10 protein-coding genes and 2 pseudogenes are annotated in these 18323 nt (G+C 68.5%); 6 read left to right on the forward strand and 6 right to left on the reverse strand.

Going from position 1 to position 18323, the window contains the following annotated elements; genetic code table 11:
- The first annotated feature begins 3 nt into the window (after positions 1 to 3).
- On the forward strand, positions 4 to 1023 hold the full coding sequence (locus ACFYX0_RS38345; protein WP_388978043.1) for a DUF2127 domain-containing protein: 1020 nt from the start codon (positions 4 to 6) through the stop codon (positions 1021 to 1023).
- 352 nt (positions 1024 to 1375) lie between these two features.
- Positions 1376 to 2362 (forward strand): NAD-dependent protein deacetylase, encoded by a 987-nt coding sequence (locus tag ACFYX0_RS38350; protein ID WP_388978044.1) that lies wholly within the window; start codon positions 1376 to 1378, stop codon positions 2360 to 2362.
- An 800-nt stretch (positions 2363 to 3162) separates the two neighbouring features.
- Here the strand turns inward: ACFYX0_RS38350 and ACFYX0_RS38355 are convergent.
- On the reverse strand, positions 3163 to 4074 hold the full coding sequence (locus ACFYX0_RS38355) for a multicopper oxidase domain-containing protein (RefSeq protein ID WP_388978047.1): 912 nt from the start codon (positions 4072 to 4074) through the stop codon (positions 3163 to 3165).
- 2429 nt (positions 4075 to 6503) lie between these two features.
- Positions 6504 to 8012, reverse strand: coding sequence for an MFS transporter (locus tag ACFYX0_RS38360; RefSeq protein ID WP_388978050.1), 1509 nt, complete (start codon positions 8010 to 8012; stop codon positions 6504 to 6506).
- Positions 8013 to 8021: 9 nt separating this feature from the next.
- Between ACFYX0_RS38360 and ACFYX0_RS38365 the strand changes: the two genes are divergently transcribed.
- Positions 8022 to 8501, forward strand: coding sequence for a winged helix-turn-helix transcriptional regulator (locus ACFYX0_RS38365; protein ID WP_388978051.1), 480 nt, complete (start codon positions 8022 to 8024; stop codon positions 8499 to 8501).
- A gap of 1037 nt (positions 8502 to 9538) precedes the next feature.
- Complete coding sequence (locus ACFYX0_RS38370) at positions 9539 to 11794, forward strand: SpoIIE family protein phosphatase (RefSeq protein WP_388978054.1); 2256 nt, start codon at positions 9539 to 9541, stop codon at positions 11792 to 11794.
- A 117-nt stretch (positions 11795 to 11911) separates the two neighbouring features.
- Here the strand turns inward: ACFYX0_RS38370 and ACFYX0_RS38375 are convergent, their stop codons facing one another.
- The 4 genes from ACFYX0_RS38375 to ACFYX0_RS38390 all read right to left on the reverse strand — a co-directional run bounded on the left by ACFYX0_RS38375 (position 11912) and on the right by ACFYX0_RS38390 (position 16716).
- Positions 11912 to 12367: a MarR family winged helix-turn-helix transcriptional regulator gene (locus tag ACFYX0_RS38375; protein WP_388978066.1), complete on the reverse strand. Its 456-nt coding sequence runs from the start codon at positions 12365 to 12367 to the stop codon at positions 11912 to 11914.
- A gap of 280 nt (positions 12368 to 12647) precedes the next feature.
- Positions 12648 to 13364 carry a hypothetical protein gene (locus ACFYX0_RS38380; RefSeq protein ID WP_355917351.1) on the reverse strand — a complete coding sequence of 239 codons (717 nt, stop codon included), beginning with the start codon at positions 13362 to 13364 and terminating at the stop codon, positions 12648 to 12650.
- 444 nt (positions 13365 to 13808) lie between these two features.
- Complete coding sequence (locus tag ACFYX0_RS38385; RefSeq protein ID WP_388978057.1) at positions 13809 to 15308, reverse strand: MFS transporter; 1500 nt, start codon at positions 15306 to 15308, stop codon at positions 13809 to 13811.
- Positions 15309 to 15729: 421 nt separating this feature from the next.
- Entirely contained in the window at positions 15730 to 16716 is a 987-nt protein-coding gene (locus ACFYX0_RS38390; protein ID WP_355917346.1) for a nitrilase-related carbon-nitrogen hydrolase, read from the reverse strand.
- A 1143-nt stretch (positions 16717 to 17859) separates the two neighbouring features.
- Between ACFYX0_RS38390 and ACFYX0_RS38395 the strand changes: the two are divergent.
- Positions 17860 to 18132: pseudogene (locus ACFYX0_RS38395) on the forward strand (transposase); the annotation flags it as partial.
- Positions 18118 to 18224, forward strand: a pseudogene (locus ACFYX0_RS38400) (transposase); the annotation flags it as partial. The pseudogenes ACFYX0_RS38395 and ACFYX0_RS38400, both read left to right, overlap by 15 nt.
- Positions 18225 to 18323 lie beyond the last annotated feature (99 nt).

Consider the following 18323-nt stretch of genomic DNA (forward strand, 5'->3'; position numbering starts at 1 on the left):
CCCATGGTGACGGCGCTGACGTGGTCGCTGGTCTCCGGACCGCCCCCATCCGGCCATATCGAGGTGCGCGGGGAGCTGTACGACAGGCGGGCGGCAGGCACACAGCCGCCGCAGGACTCGCGGTCGAATGGACCGCGTAAGGATCGGCGCGGGCAAGAGAATGCGGCCATGACGGAGCACACCGGATGGGAACCACCTCCTGGCACCGGGCCGAAGCAGCGCCAGTTGTGGTGGTACGAACTTATCGAGTGTGGCAGGCGCGGCCACCGCCTCGAAGGAACGAACGCGGCCCGGGTACGGAGCGGGGACGCCGTGTTCGTGCGAGAGCCAGGAGACGGACTGCGCTGGCACCGATGTCTGCGCTGCGACGCCTGGCTGCCGGCGCGCCCACCCGCGCATCCGGAGCAGGAGTTCCCGCCCGGGCGCGACGAGATCGACCTTCCGCTGCGTGGCAAGTCTCTGCGGGACCGTTATGTTCTGAGGCTGATCGCCTTCGACCGCCTGCTGCATTTTCTGGTGCTCGGCGTACTGGCGGTCGCTGTGCTGGGCTTCGCATCCGAGCGCGCCAGGCTCAGGAGTTCGTTCTACCGGGTGATGGACTTGTTGCAGAACGGCGTCGGTGGGCCGAGCGGCCATGCCGGGCGAGGATTTCTGGGCGAGTTGAACAAGGCCTTCGCCGCTCGTTCGACGACCCTGTGGGTGATCGGCCTCGTACTCGCCGGATACGCGGTACTCGAAGGCGTGGAGGCCGTCGGGCTGTGGCTGACCAAGCGCTGGGCGGAGTACCTGACGTTCGTGGCCACCACGGTGTTGCTCGTGCCGGAAATCTATGAGCTGGCCGGAGGGCGAGTCACGGCGACCAAGGTCCTCACCCTGGTCATCAACGCCGCCATCAGCGCCTACCTGCTCTTCGCCAAACGTCTGTTCGGCCTGCGGGGAGGTGGGAAGGCCGATGCGGTGGACAGGGCCCGGGACACCAGCTGGGAGGCGCTCGAGCGTGTTCTGCCAGGACCGGGCCGCTGACCCGGGTGGCGGCCACGCCACGCCGATCCCGACCATTCGGTGTCGTCGTCCGTCTGCCGACCTGCTGCAGGCCAGCAGACGGTCCAACTGCTGGACCAGCGCATTGGGCGCCGAACGCGCCACGGTCAGCAGGTGGGCGAACGGCTCCTCCATTTACCGGTCCCGGCGAAGGTAACTGGTCACACGCACTCAGGCCCGCAGGCCCTCACGGCCGTGGTAGAGGTCATCCTGCTGATCTGCCGACGGTCATGTACGTGTGAGCGGGGACGCCGAAGCTGCCGCCGAGGAATTGCGTGACGTTCCAAAGATCTGTGCGAAGGGCTGGATGCAGTCTGTTTCGTATCCTGGCGACATGCGCATGCGCCCCACTCTGAGCTGGACCCCTACCGAGGATGTGCCGCCGGGCACCACGAATCTCGAGCCGGTCGCCGAGGCACTGAGCACCGGCGGTGTGCTGGTACTCAGCGGGGCGGGCATCTCCACGGAGTCGGGCATCCCCGACTACCGGGGCAAGGGCGGGAGCCTGAGCCGGCACACCCCGATGACCTACCAGGACTTCACCGCCGGCGCCCAGGCCCGGCGCAGGTACTGGGCGCGCAGCCACCTCGGCTGGCGCACCTTCGGCCGCGCCCGCCCCAACGCCGGACACCGGGCCGTGGCCGCGTTCGAACGGCACGGCCTGCTCTCGGGTGTGATCACCCAGAACGTCGACGGCCTGCACCAGGCCGCCGGCAGCCAGGGCACCGTGGAACTCCACGGCAGCCTGGACCGCGTCGTCTGCCTCTCCTGCGGCACCTTCAGCCCGCGCCGCGAACTCGCCCGGCGACTGGAGGAAGCCAACCCAGGCTTCGAGCCGGTGGCCGCAGGAATCAACCCGGACGGTGACGCCGACATCACCGACGAACAGGCCGCTGACTTCCGCGTGCTGCCCTGCACCATCTGCAGCGGCATCCTCAAACCGGACGTGGTGTTCTTCGGCGAAAGCGTTCCGCCGCAGCGAGTCGAGCACTGCCGCAAACTGGTCCGTGAAGCAACCTCGCTGCTGGTCCTGGGCTCCTCACTGACAGTGATGTCCGGGCTCCGGTTCGTTCGCCAAGCAGCCCAGGCCGAAAAGCAGGTGCTGATCGTCAACCAGGATCCGACCCGAGGCGACCGGCACGCCCACACCCGGGTCGCGCTCCCGCTGGGAACCGCCCTCACCACCGTGGCCGACCAACTTCGCATCCCCATCGACGACCAGGGCGCAGAACGTGACGGTTCCAGCCGTACGCTCGATCGGCTCGAACACCGCAACGGATCAAGTGACGTCACAAGATCCCGACAGAGCCGCAATGCATGACCGCTGACACGGCGAATCCGTCCAACCCCGCACCACCGAGAACATCAGCCTCAAGCGACGCGTCCAACAGCTGCCCCAGGAGCACCGGGCCCTGGAGGAAGGACTCAGAGGCGCGCGATCCAACCTCCGCCCCGACAAGCGCATCGCCGTCCCGATCCCGTTGGGCAGCTTCCGGCTTGACCTGCACCGCTCCGTCCTGGTCTACGACCGCGATCTGCGAACGTGACCTCCCCACCGCAAACCCCCGCCGCAGCCAGGGCTTCGCCGTAGCCGCTTGCCGCCGGTTTGGGGAACGTCTTGGGCACGGGCTTCCAAGATCATGGAGTTCGCGACGCCCCGTAATCCGAGTGGACGACCGTGACTGCCGAAGCATCATCGCCGATCCCGCCTGCCTTCGGCCAGATCCGCGAGCATTCCGGGTCCGTGCCCGAGGGGATCCCGGGCCTTCTGGAGCGACTGGCCGAGGTGCCCGACCCTCGCGATCCGCGCGGAGAGCGCCGTCGCCGGCCTCGTAGTTGTGGTGGTAGAGGCTGTCGACAGCCTCCTCGTAAGGGCTGAGGACGACCCGGAAGCCGACGGCCGTCACCGCGCGGGCGCCGGGGTTCCGCACGCTTCGGAGCGGCCGGGCTCGAGTTGCTGCCACTGCCGCGGGTTGATTCGGTGGGCTCCCGTCGTCCGCCTGGAGAGCGGGCTTGGCGGTGTCGAGCGTGCGTGCCAGGCGGCGCCGGGCAGACGGACGGGCCTCGCTCCGGCGCCGAACGCTCCGCGAGTCCACCGCGACGGGGTCTTCTGGTCGAGTGTCAGGCTGGGCCGACGCGGAGGGGACGCATCATTTCGTTGTCCTCGTGTTCCAGGATGTGGCAGTGCCACATGTACCGGCCGGCCTGGCCGAAGTGCGTCTTGACTCGGGTTGTCTCCTGCGGATAGGCGAGCACCGTGTCCTTGAAACCGCGCTCCCACGCCTCCGGGGGACGACGGCTGCCGGCCGGGAGCGTTTGCCGATCGACGACCTGGAACTGGACTTCGTGGATGTGGATGGGGTGGGCATCCATCGTCAGGTTGTGAATCTCCCAGATCTCCGTTGATCCCACGGCGGGGTTCTCCGTGATGGGATCGGCCCATCCCAGTAGTCGCGGTTTGCCGTTCGGACCGATGACGCCGAGCAGCGCCTCGCGAGGGCTCACGCCCGGCACACGCGTCGAGGCCACCTCGCCGAGACTGACCCGCCGGGTGCGATCGGTGCGATCGGCGGGGCCCAGTGGCTCGAAAGGCGGCAACTTCAGCTGTGCGGGAGGCGTCGAGGTGTCCGCCGCTGCGAGCGGTTCGGTCACGAACGTCATGACCTGCCCGGTGGTCTTCGGGTTCGCCGCGGCGAAGTCGGTCCCGACCGTGCCTCCCGCGAACGTGGCGTCATGCCCTTCGTTGATCAGGTACAGCTCCGTGCCGACCGGGATCGTGGTGAAGCCGATGATGACGTCGGCGCGTTCGGCCGGCGCAAGAAGTAGTTGGTCGCGCCGAACGGGTGCGGGCAGAAAGCCTCCATCGCTTCCGACCTGCCACAGGGCAAGCTTTGCCGCTACCGGCCTGCGCGCCGCCGGGTCGCTGACGACCTTCAGGATCAGGGTGCGGGCGTTGCAGCCGTTGAGGAACCGGAACCGGTAGCGGCGCGGCTCCAGGGGCAGCACCGGCCAAGTGCTGCCGTTGGTGACCATCGCGTTGCCGAGATACTCCGGGTTTCCACATCGGCGGAATGTCGCTGTCGGGCACATAAGGGCCCTTGAACCCGTCGGACAGCGCCCGGCTCGCCGGGTAGAACAGGCTCCCGTCGGTGCGGAACGACCGGTCCTGGATGACGACCGGGATCTCGTGGTAACGCGTGCCGGGCGGGTCACCGAGCCTCGGCGCGGGCCCGGGCAGGACGCCTTCTGCAAGGTCCGACGGCCCGCCACGCAGCAGATAGAAGCCCACCATGCCCGCATACACGTTCAGCCGGGTGATGCCCAGGGTGTGGTCATGGAACCACAGGGTGGAGGCCCGGTCGTGGTTGGCGTAGTGGGAGACGGCCTCGCCCGGGCCCCAGGGCACACCGAACTTCGCCTCGGACTTCTCCGCGAACTCTTCGCAGAAGGATCCGACTCGGGCGTAACCGCGGGGAATGCCCTGTGTGTCGGGCAGGTACCACGCCTCGGAGTAGCCGTCGCTCTCCTCCCCGCTCGCCCCGCCGTGCAGATGGGTGACGATGGGCACCGGGCCCTCGTACGGCCCGGGTGCCGAAGTGAACATGGGGCAGGAGTCCCGTCGCTTCGCCCCGCCCGGTGGGTTCGCCCAGTGCAGGGTGGGATCCACCGGCAGCAGATGCGGCAGATATCCGCCGGTCGTGTCGACCAGCTGATTGACCCACCTGACCTGGACTGCCTGTCCGTAGCGAGCCTCGATGGTGAAGGCGGGCCAGTGGAACGTCTCCGGATGTCCGGTCGAGCCGTATTCGAACACCGTTGTGGCCGGCCTGCCCGGGGGAAGCACCTGCTGCCGGAACTGCCGCACGCCGATCGTGTAGATGTCCCGGCCGACCCGGCTGTCCAACGGCATGACGGGCGGTATCGCGAGTTCGGCCGCGTACTTCCGTATCCCCGCCGGATCAAGGATTTCTGCTTCCGTCGGCGAAGCCCGCGGCATCGCCGTACCGGGAACGGAAAAGAGTGACGTTCCGCCTGCCAAAGCGGCCTCAAGGACGATCCTCCGCCTGAGCACTGGGCTTCCCACCTCGGCTCAGGTCATTGGGGCACGGTACGAGCGGCCTCCGAGCTGGAACCCTCGGCGGGCTCCGACCCGTACGCGGTCCGCTGCCGGTTACCGACGATCGTCACATCGCCCCCATGGGCGCGCATGACGGCCACCGGCCGCCACGGAACGCACTGGCACCCCACACGGCGTTGTCGGCCCACTGGTCGAGCGCGCCCGGGGGCGACGGAAGCCTGTCGGAGGGTTTCGAGGGATGTCATGCTCTAGTCCACCAGGGTGGTGCCGCGACCCGGCGTCTAGCTCTGCTGCCGACGCTGCCTATGGATCACATGGCAGCAGACCACCGCGGGAAACGGGGGGCAAACCAAGTGACTCGTGAGAGGCGAACCTGGGGCTTCGTACTCGACAGGGATCGCTCCGGTGCCGCACGCGTGGCGCGCTCAGGTCTTGGCGGACGCAACGCCGGTCACGTACGTCGCAGCTCACGCGACCGTGGCGCCACGCGAACGGTGATCGACGCCACGGCCGGTTGGTCGGCAGTCAGGCTGGTTCGGCTATGCCCCCGCCACTTCCGCAGCAGGGGCGATGCCCGTCGGGCACGAGGCGCCCAGTTCGTCTCGAACGGGGTACTCAGCTCAGTCTGCCGGTGGCCCTTGGGCGAAGGCCGACATTTCTGTACGCGAGCGCCAACGGCCCTGTGTCGCTCGAAAAATCATCGCTGCTGGTCATGCGGCGTAGCGGTATTCATGGGCCATGCCGCCGAGGACTTGGCACGGAGCATTCGGCGGCTGGCGAGGTTGTGTACCGGGACAGGCTGGTCGCGGGCCGCTCCCAGCAAGATCCCGAGGGCAAAGCATCCGACTAGGACAGCCACTTGCGCCTAGGGCCAGCAGCTGTCCAAAACCATCACCCACCCCCACCCCGACCCTTCACCCTCCCCCGCTCGTGCTACTGAGCGTCACGGAGTGCACCACACCGTGACACCCAACTCCCCGCCCGCCGACAGCCCCCAGGCCACACGGGATCCACTCACACCGGACGGACCGACACCGATTCCCGGTTCGGGGACGGGTCTACGCCTTCACTCCGCAGGTGGCGTGAGGCGGGGCTGATCGCCGAGCTGCACGACCGGCCGCGGGCAAGGGTCCGTCGCCGCAGGCCGTGATCCGGAGCCGACAGCGGGGATCGTCGACGGGCAGTCGGTGAAGGCGGCCTCATTGGATGGCGACAAGCGCGGCCTGTCTCGCCAAGTCACCCCACCATGGGCGAGGCGCTCAACCTCCTCTTCGCCGCGTTCCAGGATTGACGGCAGCGGCACCGGGCCGATCCGCGAGTCGCCGCGGATCGGCCCGGCCGCGCCGGCCCGGATCAGTTCTCCCAGCCTGTTGGGTGCGGTCGGTCAGGACGGGTCCGCCAGAGCCTGCGCATGCGCCTCGGGCTCCTTCGGCGCTGTCGAGGCTGTCCGGCCCGAGCCGCCGCCGCGGCTGAGGTGCACACCGAACGCCGAGGTCATCAGGCCCAGTACGGCGGCTGTGCACCAGACGATCCCGAAATCGTGACGTGAGGCGGCACCGACGTGGGAGCCGACCACCGCGACCAGGACGGCGACGCCGACCGAGATCGAGATCTGGCGGACGGAGTTGACCAGCGCCGACCCGGTCGCCGCACGGTGCCCCGGCACGGCGTGCACACCAGCGGCCACCAGAGTGCCCAGCGCCAGACCGGCACCCGCACCGGTCAGCAGTTGGCTGGGCAGCAGCTCACGTACATAGCCCGGCGTGACGGACGCGGAGCACGCCAGCCAGGCCATGCCGCCCGCGAACAGCAATCCGCCCGTGGCGATCAGCGGTCCGTGCCCGAAGCGCTGCGCGGCGCGGGAGGTCAGAAGAGTGACGACCGGCACGAGGGCGGGCCCGGGGGCCAGGGCGAGACCGGTGCGCAGCGCGCTCCAGTGCCAGACCTCCTGGCACCACAGCACGTTCGACAGCAGCATGATCGCGAAGCCGACGCCGAACACGAGGCTGCCCGCGTTCGCCGCTCCGAAGCGCGGCAGCCGCAGCAGGTCCAGCTCGAACAGCGGGTGGGGGTGCCGCAGGGACCTGAGGACGAACGCGGCGCCGCTGATCACGGCGACGGCCAGGAGCAGCACGATCCTGCCGCTCGTCCAGCCCCAGTCGGGTGCCTGCACCAGTGCCCCGGACAGTGCCGTGACCGAGAACACGGCCAGCAGGGCGCCGAGGAGGTCGGGCAGCGGTCCGGCCTCCCGGGCTGCCGGCTTCGGCAGGACCGATCGGCCGGCGACGAGCGCCGCGATGCCGATGGGCAGGTTGACGGCGAAGACCCACCTCCAGTCCACCTCTGTCAGCAGGCCGCCGGCGACAGGCCCGGCGGCCGCGCCGAGTCCGCCCATCGCGGCCCAGCTCCGGGTGGCCTGGGTACGGCGCTCGGCCGGCACCGTCGCCAGCAACAGGGCCAGGGAGGTCGGAATCTGGGCGGACGCCCCGACGGCCTGCACCACCCGGGCCACGACGAGGGTCCCCAGGTTCGGGGCCAGGGCACAGCCCAGCGACCCGAGGGTGAAGACGGCGATCCCGGTGAGGAAGACCGGCCGCTGGCCTATGCGGTCACCGGCACGCCCGGCCACCACCAGCAGCGCGGCGAAGGTGATCGCGTAGGCGTTGAGGACCCAGGACAGCGAACCGAGGGTCGCGCCCCGGCCGCCCCCGGAGAAGGTCTCTCCTATGGCCGGAAGGGCGACGTTGACGATCAGCAGATCCAGGTTGGTCATGAAGACGGCCACCAGGACGACTGCGGCGGCTGTTCGAGGGTGCTTTGAAAACCCAAGCATCGTAGGCATGGCGCAAGCCAAGCACAGGGTGATTTGGAAATCAAACCTTGTCGGAGTCATACTGGGACCGTGACCACGCGCATCGACCCCCGGGACATGCCCGGACGCCCCTGCTCGCTCGCCGCCGCCCTGCAGATCGTCGGCGACCGATGGGCCCTGCCGGCGATCCGCGAGGTCATGCTCGGCAACCACCGGTTCCGACAGATCGCCAGGAACACCGGCGCCCCCACGGACCGCCTGGCGGCGCGCCTGAAGGCGCTGGTGGACAGCGGTGTCCTGGAACGGCGCCCGCTGCCGGACGACGGACGCTACAGCGGCTACTACCTGACGGAGGCGGGGCGCGACCTGGGGGCCATCACCCGCGAGCTCGTCGGCTGGGGCGACCGCTGGGTCGTCACCGCTCCGCCCAGCCGGATCCGTCACCGGGACCACGACCTCGTCACCCACACTGTCTGCGAGACCTGTGGCGAGCAGGTCCACGGCGAGGACGTCCACCGGGAGGAGCTGCTCCCCGGCTGGGACGAGTCCGGCCCGCTGCAAGCCCCGTAGACCCTGCGGTGACGTCCAGGGCCAGGAGTTGACGGACCGGGTCGCGAACCGATTTCGCACCGGACAGCGTCACCGCGAACCGCACCCGACCGGCACCCCACGCCAGGACGTCGCTGTTGGGCTGTGCACCGGCCTGGTGCAGCGTCGCCCCCGTGGGTGCGCACGGCACGGCGCCGCCGATCAGGGCTTGGTGATCGATTCCAAGGGATCGGCTGCGCACACAAGGGGAAGGAGCCCAACGTCGGTGTGCGAGTCGGACGGACTCCCTCGCCACCGCACTCCATGTGAAGACCGACGACCTGCCGAAGGCATCACCACCTCTGGCCCCCCTGGTGTCCGGCCATCAGGACAGCTCCGCAACTGACCGATGGCGAGCTGGTCACGCTCGCGGTGATGCAGGCCGTGCAGGGCTTCACCTCCGTGGCCAAGTGGCTTCGCCACGCCCGCTCTCACCGGCGGCGTCTCTTCCGCACCTGGTTTGCACTCTGCAGGGCCTGCCGATCGCCATTGCCCTGACCGTGGTCAAGGGCCGATGAACGCGAGACCCTGCTGGACCTACTCGCAGCCGAACCGAGCCTGATCGCCGCCCCTCCGGACAGACGCTGATCGGCGACAAGAACTACTTCGACCGCGACTACGAGCACCAGTTGGCCGCAGGGCACCCGGCTGCTGCGGCCGTCCCCCGAGGTCACCACACCCCTTGGAATCGATGAACAACGCCGGCTTCTCATGGTCGGCCTCTTCGTGATCGTGTGGGCCGGCGCCTTGGGCTACTGGCACATCACAAAGGTCGAACACCGCTGGAACCACGCGGGGGCAGCCCGACCGAGACGAACTGATTTCCCCCGGGGCGTCCCCGAGTCCACCCTCATATCGGCTGGAAGTGTGTCGCGGCCAGGCGGCGCGCCCGACATACCTCTGTTAATGGGAGCAGAAATGACCGCACCAAGCGGGCTCACCACCGTATGGCCTTATACCGCTTTGGAACGGTGAAGCCTTAAAAATCTCTATATACTCGCGCGGGAGGCATCGTACTTGTGACGAGCAGCAGCGCAGCCGGAGAACACCGCCGAGGAGGCGGGTCTGGACAGATCCAGGGCACAGACCTCGCGGCGGTCGTGCACCGCGCCGTCCGCGAGGCCCTCCAACGGCTGACTGCCGTGACGGCAGCGGTCTACCTGCTGGACGAGGACCACGCCGAACTCCACCTCGCGATGATCGGCGGCAGTCCGCCGTCCTTCTTCACACTTCCCGGACGGATGGGCCTGGATACGCCCTACGCCTCCGCGCGTGCACTGGCCTCGGGACAACCGGCTGTTCTTGTCGATCCCGACCCGGCCGAAGCGGATCAGCAGCATGTGCCGCCCTATCCGTACGTTGCCCTTTCGGTCCCTGTCGTCGACGCGGACCGGCGCTTCGGCGCCCTCACCGTCCTTCGCCTGGAGACCTTCGGCACCTTCCGGGCGACAGAGCAGGCAGACCTGCAGGAGATCGGCAACGAACTGGCCACGGCCCTTGCCCAGCTCGCGGAAAACGGCGCTGCGATCGCAGCCGGGCCCACGCCGATGCTCGTGCCCGTGGGCCATCCGAGCATCTGCACGCCGGGCTGGGGGGTGTCGGGCGTCCCTGGCTCCGCGGGCACCAGCCTGATGTATCCGTTGCGGCGTCTCGAGGACCTGCTGAACCAGGCCACGACCATGGAGGCCATCGTCGGGGCAGCCCGGTACTACGTCATGTACCCCTTCCGCGCTCAGGCCCTCGTGCTGGCTTCGGCCAACGACGGCCGTCTGTGGGTCCTCGGGCACAGCGGGGCCTCCTCCGGCATGGTCCGCAGTCTCCATGGAGCCGGGCTGGACGCCCGGACACCGGCGGCCGAGGCGATCCGCGGGCGCCCGCTGTTCATCTCCGACAGCCGGTCGACGGCAGCCGACTTGGGCTGGAGCGAGGTCGAGTCACAGGCCGCCGAGGCGTACCTCCCTCTCTTCGGAGGCGCCCCGATCACCGAGCCGCTTCCATTCGCCGGGAGCAAGCGGGTGGTAGGCGTCTGCTGTCTGTCGTTCAAGGAGCCTCGCCGCTTCCCGCCCGAGGAAAGGGCCACCCTGAGCATGATGGCTGGTTCGCTGGGTGCTGCGGTGGAGCGCGTCGAACTGAACACGAAGCAGCACGCAGCGGCCGAATACCTGCAAAGGCGGCTGCTGCCCGCCAGGCTCTCCGAGCTGCCCAGGCTGACCACCACAGCGCGGTATCAGCCCGCCACGGTCACGTCCAAGGTGGGCGGCGACTGGTACGACGTGATCAGGCTGCCGGGCGAACGGGTGGTGCTGGTCGTCGGCGATGTGGAAGGCCACGCCATGGGGAGCGCCGCCGTCATGGGCCAGGTGCGCACCGCGGTGGCTGCCTACGCGACCGAAGGCCACCGTCCCGCCGCGGTGATCGACCGCACCGGCAGACTGCTGGCCGAACTGGGCACCGACTTGTTCGTGACCTGCTGCGTCGTCGCTCTGGACACAGCCGACGGCACGGTCGAGGTGGCCTTGGCCGGCCACCCCGAGCCGCTGGTGCAACGGCCCGACGGCAGCATCTGGCGCCTGGAGGCCCCCGCCAACGTGCCGCTGAGCGTCGCCACGCCGGATGCCTACCGCGGGCGTGAGCACACCCTTGAGCCCGGTTCCCTCCTGATGCTCTACTCGAACGGCCTGGTCGACTGGGACACAGCCGACCCCGGAGACGGCGCGCAGGTGCTGCTCCGCTCTTGCAGCCGCGAGGCCGGGGCCGACCTGGAGCGGTTGGCCGACCGCCTCATCGCCGATGTCTCATACCCCCAGCAGCGCCGCGACGACGCGGTCCTGCTCCTGGCCCGCTATGAACGTGCCATCGGGGAGAGCACACTGCGGACGGCGAGCCTGCAGATCCAGCAACGCGACCTGCAAGGGGTCAAGGCAGCACGCAGCTTCGTGGACGACCGGCTGAGCGCCTGGGGACTGGCAGAGATGTCGGACGCCCTTCAGCTCATCGCCTCCGAGATCGTGACCAACGCACTCATCCACGCCGGCAGCGACGTCGATGTCCGACTGCGGGGGTTCGCGGACCATGTCAGGCTCGAGGTACGGGACTCCGACAGCAACCCGCCGGTTCCCTCACCCCTGGCGCTTGGTGAAGAGGAGAACGCAGAGGCCGAGCATGGTCGCGGTCTGCTCATCGTGGAGGCTCTGTCCGGCTCGTGGTACAGCTCGCCGAACGGTCGGGGCAAGACAGTCTCGGTAGAGGTGCCCATCGCGGAAGCTGAACCATGATGCGCCCCTACGCTGTCCACGAAGGCGGCTGGTGCGGCGAGCGCTGGAGGCCGGTCCGACGCACAGGAATCCGGTGCTGTCCGTCGGTCGAGGCTGCCTTTCGGCAGAAGCCGCGCCTCACTCGGCCCAGGGCGTGAAGCCGGTCTGGAGGACGGCTTCGAGGGACCCACGCATCTGGGCTGCCTCTTCGGCTCCGAAACGCTCTTCGAACTGGGCTTGCACCTCTCGCCACAGCGGCAGCGCCGCCTTCATCCGCAGGACCCCGTCCGGCGTGATCGTAGCTATCCGTGCGCGACGGTCGGCCGTCGACGGCTCGACAGTCACCAGGCCCTCCCGCGCCAGCGGCTTGAGGTTCGACGCCATCGTCGTACGGTCCATGGCGATCATGTCGGCAAGGGTGGAGATCGTCATTTCTCCATGCGCGCTGAGCTTCTGCAGGATGCTGAACTGCGTCGCACGAAGACCGACCGAGGCCAAGGCCTTGTCATAGGTCGCGCTCAGATACCGGGCTGCCTTGCGCAGAGCCAGGTTGTTGCACGCATCGGCCGGGTCCCCCGGTGTAGTGACCATCATCTCCTCCAACGCCTTCCCACCCACAATAAGAGCGTCTGCTCGCATCGTAAAGAGCCAGCTCAGGCGCTGGTGACGACCGGGCGGAACAGTCAGTTCGAGCTCCCGACTCCCCAATGGGAGTATACACTCCTATCTGAGTCAGCAGCTCTCGACCGTTACGGCGTTGAAGATGGTCCGTCCTGACGAACGATCGCCGTCGCGGTGACCTTCCTGGCGGTGCAGCCACCCTTCTGGTCGCCGACCAGCACGAACCCTGAAACGATCAGGAACTGCAGCCTGGTCAGATGAACAAGACACTCTCGACATCGATCGTGACGAGTTCCACGTCCCGGTTCACCGTTCCGTCCTCTCCCTGCCGGTACACGCGCCTCCGGGTCGGGATCATGATCCCGTCGAACTCCTTGTACTCGGAGGGGTAGTGCGCGGCGGGCCCCGCGTTGATGACCTCGGGCGTGTAGTCGTGCCTGCGCAGCAGTCCGTTCGAGTCGAAGTAGAAGATCTGCTCAGGGCAATGCGTCGCAATATGCTCCGGGAAGGTGACCTTCAGGCGCCTCCAGGTCTCCCCTTCCTCCGTGACCGGGGACAGTTCCTCGGCCTCGAATCCGGGAGAGGTGAAGGTGAACGGGGACGTCAGGTATGTCCACATGGCCTCCCCCGCGAAGTAGGCGACGTGCAGATCGTCCCAAGGAGCGCGCACGTCGCTCGGGAACGACGCACGAGGGTCAGCCCGCTCGGCCGTCACCTCTCCGGTGACGGTCTCCACGGCCACCCGCTGCGCAGTGAAGGACGTCCGCAGGTGGGGCGCCGTGAAGGGATGGTGGCTGGCATGCTGCTGGTGCAGGTCGAGCCGCACAGCCGCATGACTCAATATCCCCTCCCGACCTTTCAGCCTCCACAACGAACCCCCGACCCGGTGATGCACGGTCGCCGAGCTGAACCGGTTGTAGCGGTCCAGGCCACCGTGCGCCTCGATGGCCGTGGTGACGAGATCGCTCATGGCAGATTCTCCTTGATCTGTGGGATGTTTGATCGGAAATATGACCGGTCGAGCTGGGCACCCGACCGAAGAGACGGTGCACCGGTCGACCTCGCGAACTCCCGTCACGAGCATGCGCCCATTCGACGACAGCAAGAACGGCCCCTTGGAGCAGCTCGCTTCCACTGGCACGAGGTCGGTCAAGGCAGCGGACCGGACCCGGACACCCACGGCCTACGGGTCGGTCAGGAGCAATTCGGCGCGGTCGGAAGTGGGATCGCGCGGGCTGGTCCGGCGGTTGGTGGTCCGGTCGGACGGCGGGGACGTAGGTGTGAACGCGGCTCCCGGGCCGGAGTCCGGATGGCGCTCGCCCTGATCGGACACGTCCGGGCGCTGGGTGGGTGTATCGCTCGCCTTCGGCGATGCCGGGCGCAGGGGATGCAGGGGATGCAGGGGAGGTCGTGGTCATCCGCATACCTGGTCAGCCTTAGCCGGCGTCGGGGATTCAGGGTCCTGGCGCTGGGCCTGGAGGGCGGCCGGCGTGCCCTCGGCCGTGGCAGGGACACCGGGTTCGGAGCGGCGCCGTCCCGGCAGTACGACCGCGACGACTGCGGCGATCGCGCAGATCACGCTTCCCAGCATGGCCGCGGCCCCGTAGCCGCTGGGGTCGGGCAGGACGTGCCCGGCCATGGTGTGCGATTCGAGCACCGTGGCGCTCAGCGCGCTTCCCGTGGAGAACCCGACGTAGCGCAGGACCTGGTTGAATCCCATGGCACTCCCGACCTCCCGGGCGGCCACCGAGCTGACGATCAACCCGGGGACCAGGGCGAAGACGCAGCCCACGCCCAGGCCCGCCACGCCCATCACGAGGAACAGCTCCCACAGGCCGGATCTGCTCAGCGAGAACAGCAGCATCGATCCGAGGATGACGACGCAGGACAGCGGCAGCGTCAAACGCCAGGACAGGCGGTCCGCCACCAGCGGGATGGCCCTGCTGGCCAGCAGGCTGCCGGCCGAGAAGGGCAGCAGGATCAATCCGGTGACGACGACCGACACGCCGAAGCCGTGGTCCGCGCCCGTGGGTGACTGGGCCAGCCGCGTGACCAGGGACAGGAGCAGGTACATCCCGATGCCCGCGACGAGCCCGATCGCGTCGGCGGTCAGCACGACGCGGTTGCGAAGCTTGCGCAGGTCCACCAGCGGCTGACCGATCCGCATCTCGTACACGATCCAGACCGCCAGACACGCCAGGGACGCGACGAACAGGCCGAGCAGCGCCGGCGACGTCCAGCCCCAGGACTCCCCCTCGCTCAGCACGAGCAGGAGCCCGGCGAGGACCGCGCCGATCAGGACCGCGCCCACCACGTCGAAGGGGCGCGAGGCCAGGTGCCGAGTGCGCGGTACCACGAACGCCGCCGACACGAGGGCCACGCCGCTGAACAATGCGCCGAACCAGAAACTGGCGTGGTAACCGAAGCCTTCGGTGATCAGACCGGTCGACGGGTACCCCAAGCCGACGCCGGCCACGGTGGTGATCGACAGCAGCGCGATCGTGGAGCGGGAGCGCTCCGCCGGCAGGCTGTCCTGCGCAGTCGCGATGGTCAGCGGACTCAGGCCGAGCCCGACGCCTTGGAGCGCCCGCCCTGTGACAAGCGGACCGAAACCGAAAGGGAGGGCCGCCAGCACGCTGCCCACCAGCACGATCGACAGGGCGAGCAGGATGAGCGGGCGCCGCAGCGGACCGTCGCCCAGTCGCCCCATAGTGGGTGTGGCGACCGCACCGACGAGCAGGGTGATGGTCAGGGACCACTGGGCTTCGGAGAGCGGGACGTGGTCGGCGGCGGCGATAGTGGGGATCAGCGGCGAGCCGAGGCTGCTGATCACCGCCATCACCGCGATCAGGTAGACGAGCACGGGAACCAGCGCTCGCCGCCGCCAAGCGGCATCCGCCGTGTCCGTGCTCATAGTGCTCTCCTGATCCTGTTCCACCTGTATGACAGGGGGAACGGTGCATGAACCATGTGGGCAACCGGAGGTCGGGCGCGGTGTTGCCTTCCGGCCCAGGCGGCATGGGTGGCTTGGGTGGGGTGGTGACGGGAGGGACCGGTCACGGACGCGGTTGCCGGGGGGCTTCGAGGGTTCCGCTCCCTCGGTCCCGGAGCCGGTCGGTACGTGACCGAGCGGCGAGCGGGCACCAACCCGCGGAGGTGCTCCCAAGGTGCCGGGGATCCCGTCGTCCGTCACCGGCGGCCCGGCGGAACGCGGACGGGCCGCGTGCCGAAGCGCCGTCCCCGCAGCGCCGAGCCGCCGTGGCGACTCACCGCCCGCCAGAGGCTCCGTCACTCCGCCCCTCCGGCCCCTGCGGACGGCAGAGGTCGGGCACAGCTCACTGGGCCTTGGTGAGTCGCTCCTCGCCGTCCACCCGGGCAGCCTGGGCCGAAGCAATGGTGCCCCGCTCATGGAGGGGGGCCGTCGGCGTGCGGTCGATCTGCAGGCTGAGCAGCTCCGGGCGGGCGTAGTGGCCGCGGGAGTCCATCATGCGCTTGCGGCGGTCGATCATGCTGAAGTCCAGGTCGGCGATCACTTCGCCCTCACCGGACGTGAGCGGCTCGCCGATGATGCGGCCTTCGGGGTCGATGATGGTCGTGAAATAGCCGTGGGAGAACGCAGCGACGGGGCCGCCGGTGTCCTCTGCGAGCTTCGCCTTCTGGTCGGCGTCGAGCCAGGCCGTGGCATTGACCACGAAGCAGGCCGATTCCAGCGCGTGCTGGCGGATGGCGACCTCCATCTGGCGGGTGAAGTTCTCGCCGCCGAGACCGCCGGGGAACATCGCGGCGTGGATCTGCTCGCCGTCGGCGATCAGTGCGTAGCGCGCCAGCGGCTGGTAGTGCTCCCAGCATGCGAGCTGGCCGATGCGACCGACGGCGCTGTCCACCGCGCGCAGGCCCGAGGCGTCGCCCTGGCCCCAAACCATCTTCTCGTGGTAAGTCGGCGTGAGCTTGCGGCGGCGCTGGATCAGTGTGCCGTCCGCGTCGAACAGCAGCTGTGTGTTGTAGATGGTGCCGCCGTCACGCTCGTTGACGCCGATCGAGACGACCATGTGGTTCTGCCGTGCGGCTTCCCCGATCGCGTCGGTCTCGGGGGACGGCACAGTGACCGCCTCCTTCAGCAGGAGCAGCTGATCGCGGTCCATGGTGTAGGGAGGCTTCACCCAGGAGAAGTAGGGGTAGTAGGGCACCAGGGTCTCCGGGAAGACTGCGAACTCCACACCCTGCTTCCCCAGCTCGTGGATCTTCTTCACGACGCGCTCGACGGTGCCCGCGCGACTGTAGAGCACCGGGCTTATCTGGACTGCGGCAACCTTCACGGTCATGTTGTAGCTCCTTTGTCACTATGCGAAGTCGAAGCGATCGGGCCAATACGAGTATGTGCTCCTATTTTGCCGATGGCAAGGACCCCAGGGGTCGTCCACCGCAGGGTGCCGAGAGTCACACATGGCCTCTGAGCCGGCGCTTGCGGCTTGACCGAGGACCTGACGGCGGGTTCTGACGGAGTTCTGACGGATGCCTCCCGGCAGGGCGGTCGGTTGATACAGAAGATGCCGATGCGGCTGCGGCCGGGGGCAGCCCGCCGGTCGCGGGCTGCCCCCGTGTACGCCGGGTGCACCGGTCAGGCGGCCGAGGCAGTGGGAACGTCGAGTTCGGTTTCGGCTCACCCGCTGAAGTGGCTGGTGTAGAGCTTCATGGCGACGTGGACGTGGAGTTCGGCCGAATCGTCCAGTTCGGCATCGGTCCATCCGGCTTGCTGGTCGGGGTGTGGGCGGCCTGGCAGTAGTCACAGTCACCTCGTGGCCGACCGCCAGAGCGATGGCCACGCGGGTGCGCGCGTCTAGGGTGCCGTACTCCTCGATCATGGAGTTCAGCGCGACGTAGCTGTGCAGGACGGCGGGCGAGGCGGCCATGCGGCCGAAGTCGTTTAGAACCTTGCCGTTGGGGGGCGAGGGCTCCAGTGGTGCAACACTCTCTCCAGAAAACGGAGTTGTCCCTGAGTCGGGCTTGCTACGGGCGTCGCCGGGGCCCCTGAAGGCCAGGGCCTGCCGACCGCCTGAAGCCAACGCCCGCCGCCAGCGGTTCGCCGGCATACGCGTCACCTTGAACCGCCGAGCCACATCCCGGTCACTGGCCCCGGCCTCGATCAAGTCAGCGACTGCCAGCCGGACTTGCTCACGCCGAGTCCGTTCCTCAGCCATCCATCCACCGCCATCGGGACACCTCATCCTCCCGGCATAACGCGGCCCACGACAGCCGTCTCGACCCGACGCAAGCCGCCCCCGCACGGTTGCGTCCATGGAAGTGGCGTACGGGTTCGACCTGATCCGGAGGTTTGCTCCGGCGTCGGGGTGAGGACCGCATATACGAACGGCCACCGGCTGATCTTCGAGATGTGGAAGCCCGAAGGAGATCAGCACGATGACCGCGCCCGACAGTCTGCCGCTGCACGCCCTCGCCGAGGACACCTCGCCACGGCGAGTCCTGATCTGCCTTCGCGCGACGGACAAGACGTTCGCCGACGCGCTGATGTCCGCCGAGGCCGACGCCATGTGCGGTGCCGAACATGGGCAGGTCAGCGACGAACGCGTCAACCACCGCAACGACTACTGTCCGCGCGAGTGGACACCCGGGCCGGCACCGTCGAACTGGCCATCCTCAAGCTGCGGCAGGGCAGTTACTTCCCGCTCCGACTCCTGGAACGCCGTCGCAGGACCGAGCTCTCACTGAACAAGCAGATCCGGCGTCACACCGACGTGGTCGGGATCTCCCCGACCGCTCCGCCCTGATCCGCCTGGTCGGCGCTGTCTTGGCCGAGCAGAACGACGAGTGGACCGGGTCATGTCCCCTGTAGTGGTGTAACCGTGCCGGGTTGATCTTCAGCCGGATAGATCTTGTCCATGCTGCCTTCGGGCAGGTAGCGGCGGGGGAA

Origin of the sequence: Streptomyces sp. NPDC002573, from assembly GCF_042889625.1 — a bacterium.
GTDB lineage: Bacteria > Actinomycetota > Actinomycetes > Streptomycetales > Streptomycetaceae > Streptomyces > Streptomyces gibsoniae.

What these genes read in the sequence shown, in the direction of transcription:
- ACFYX0_RS38345 (WP_388978043.1), top strand. Translation starts at nt 4, where the DNA reads ATGGTGACGGCGCTGACGTGGTCGCTGGTCTCCGGACCGCCCCCATCC.
- ACFYX0_RS38385 (WP_388978057.1), bottom strand. Translation starts at nt 15,308, where the DNA reads ATGAGCACGGACACGGCGGATGCCGCTTGGCGGCGGCGAGCGCTGGTT.
- ACFYX0_RS38375 (WP_388978066.1), bottom strand. Translation starts at nt 12,367, where the DNA reads ATGATGGTCACTACACCGGGGGACCCGGCCGATGCGTGCAACAACCTG.
- ACFYX0_RS38355 (WP_388978047.1), bottom strand. Translation starts at nt 4,074, where the DNA reads ATGGTCACCAACGGCAGCACTTGGCCGGTGCTGCCCCTGGAGCCGCGC.
- ACFYX0_RS38380 (WP_355917351.1), bottom strand. Translation starts at nt 13,364, where the DNA reads ATGAGCGATCTCGTCACCACGGCCATCGAGGCGCACGGTGGCCTGGAC.
- ACFYX0_RS38350 (WP_388978044.1), top strand. Translation starts at nt 1,376, where the DNA reads ATGCGCATGCGCCCCACTCTGAGCTGGACCCCTACCGAGGATGTGCCG.
- ACFYX0_RS38390 (WP_355917346.1), bottom strand. Translation starts at nt 16,716, where the DNA reads ATGACCGTGAAGGTTGCCGCAGTCCAGATAAGCCCGGTGCTCTACAGT.
- ACFYX0_RS38360 (WP_388978050.1), bottom strand. Translation starts at nt 8,012, where the DNA reads ATGACTCCGACAAGGTTTGATTTCCAAATCACCCTGTGCTTGGCTTGC.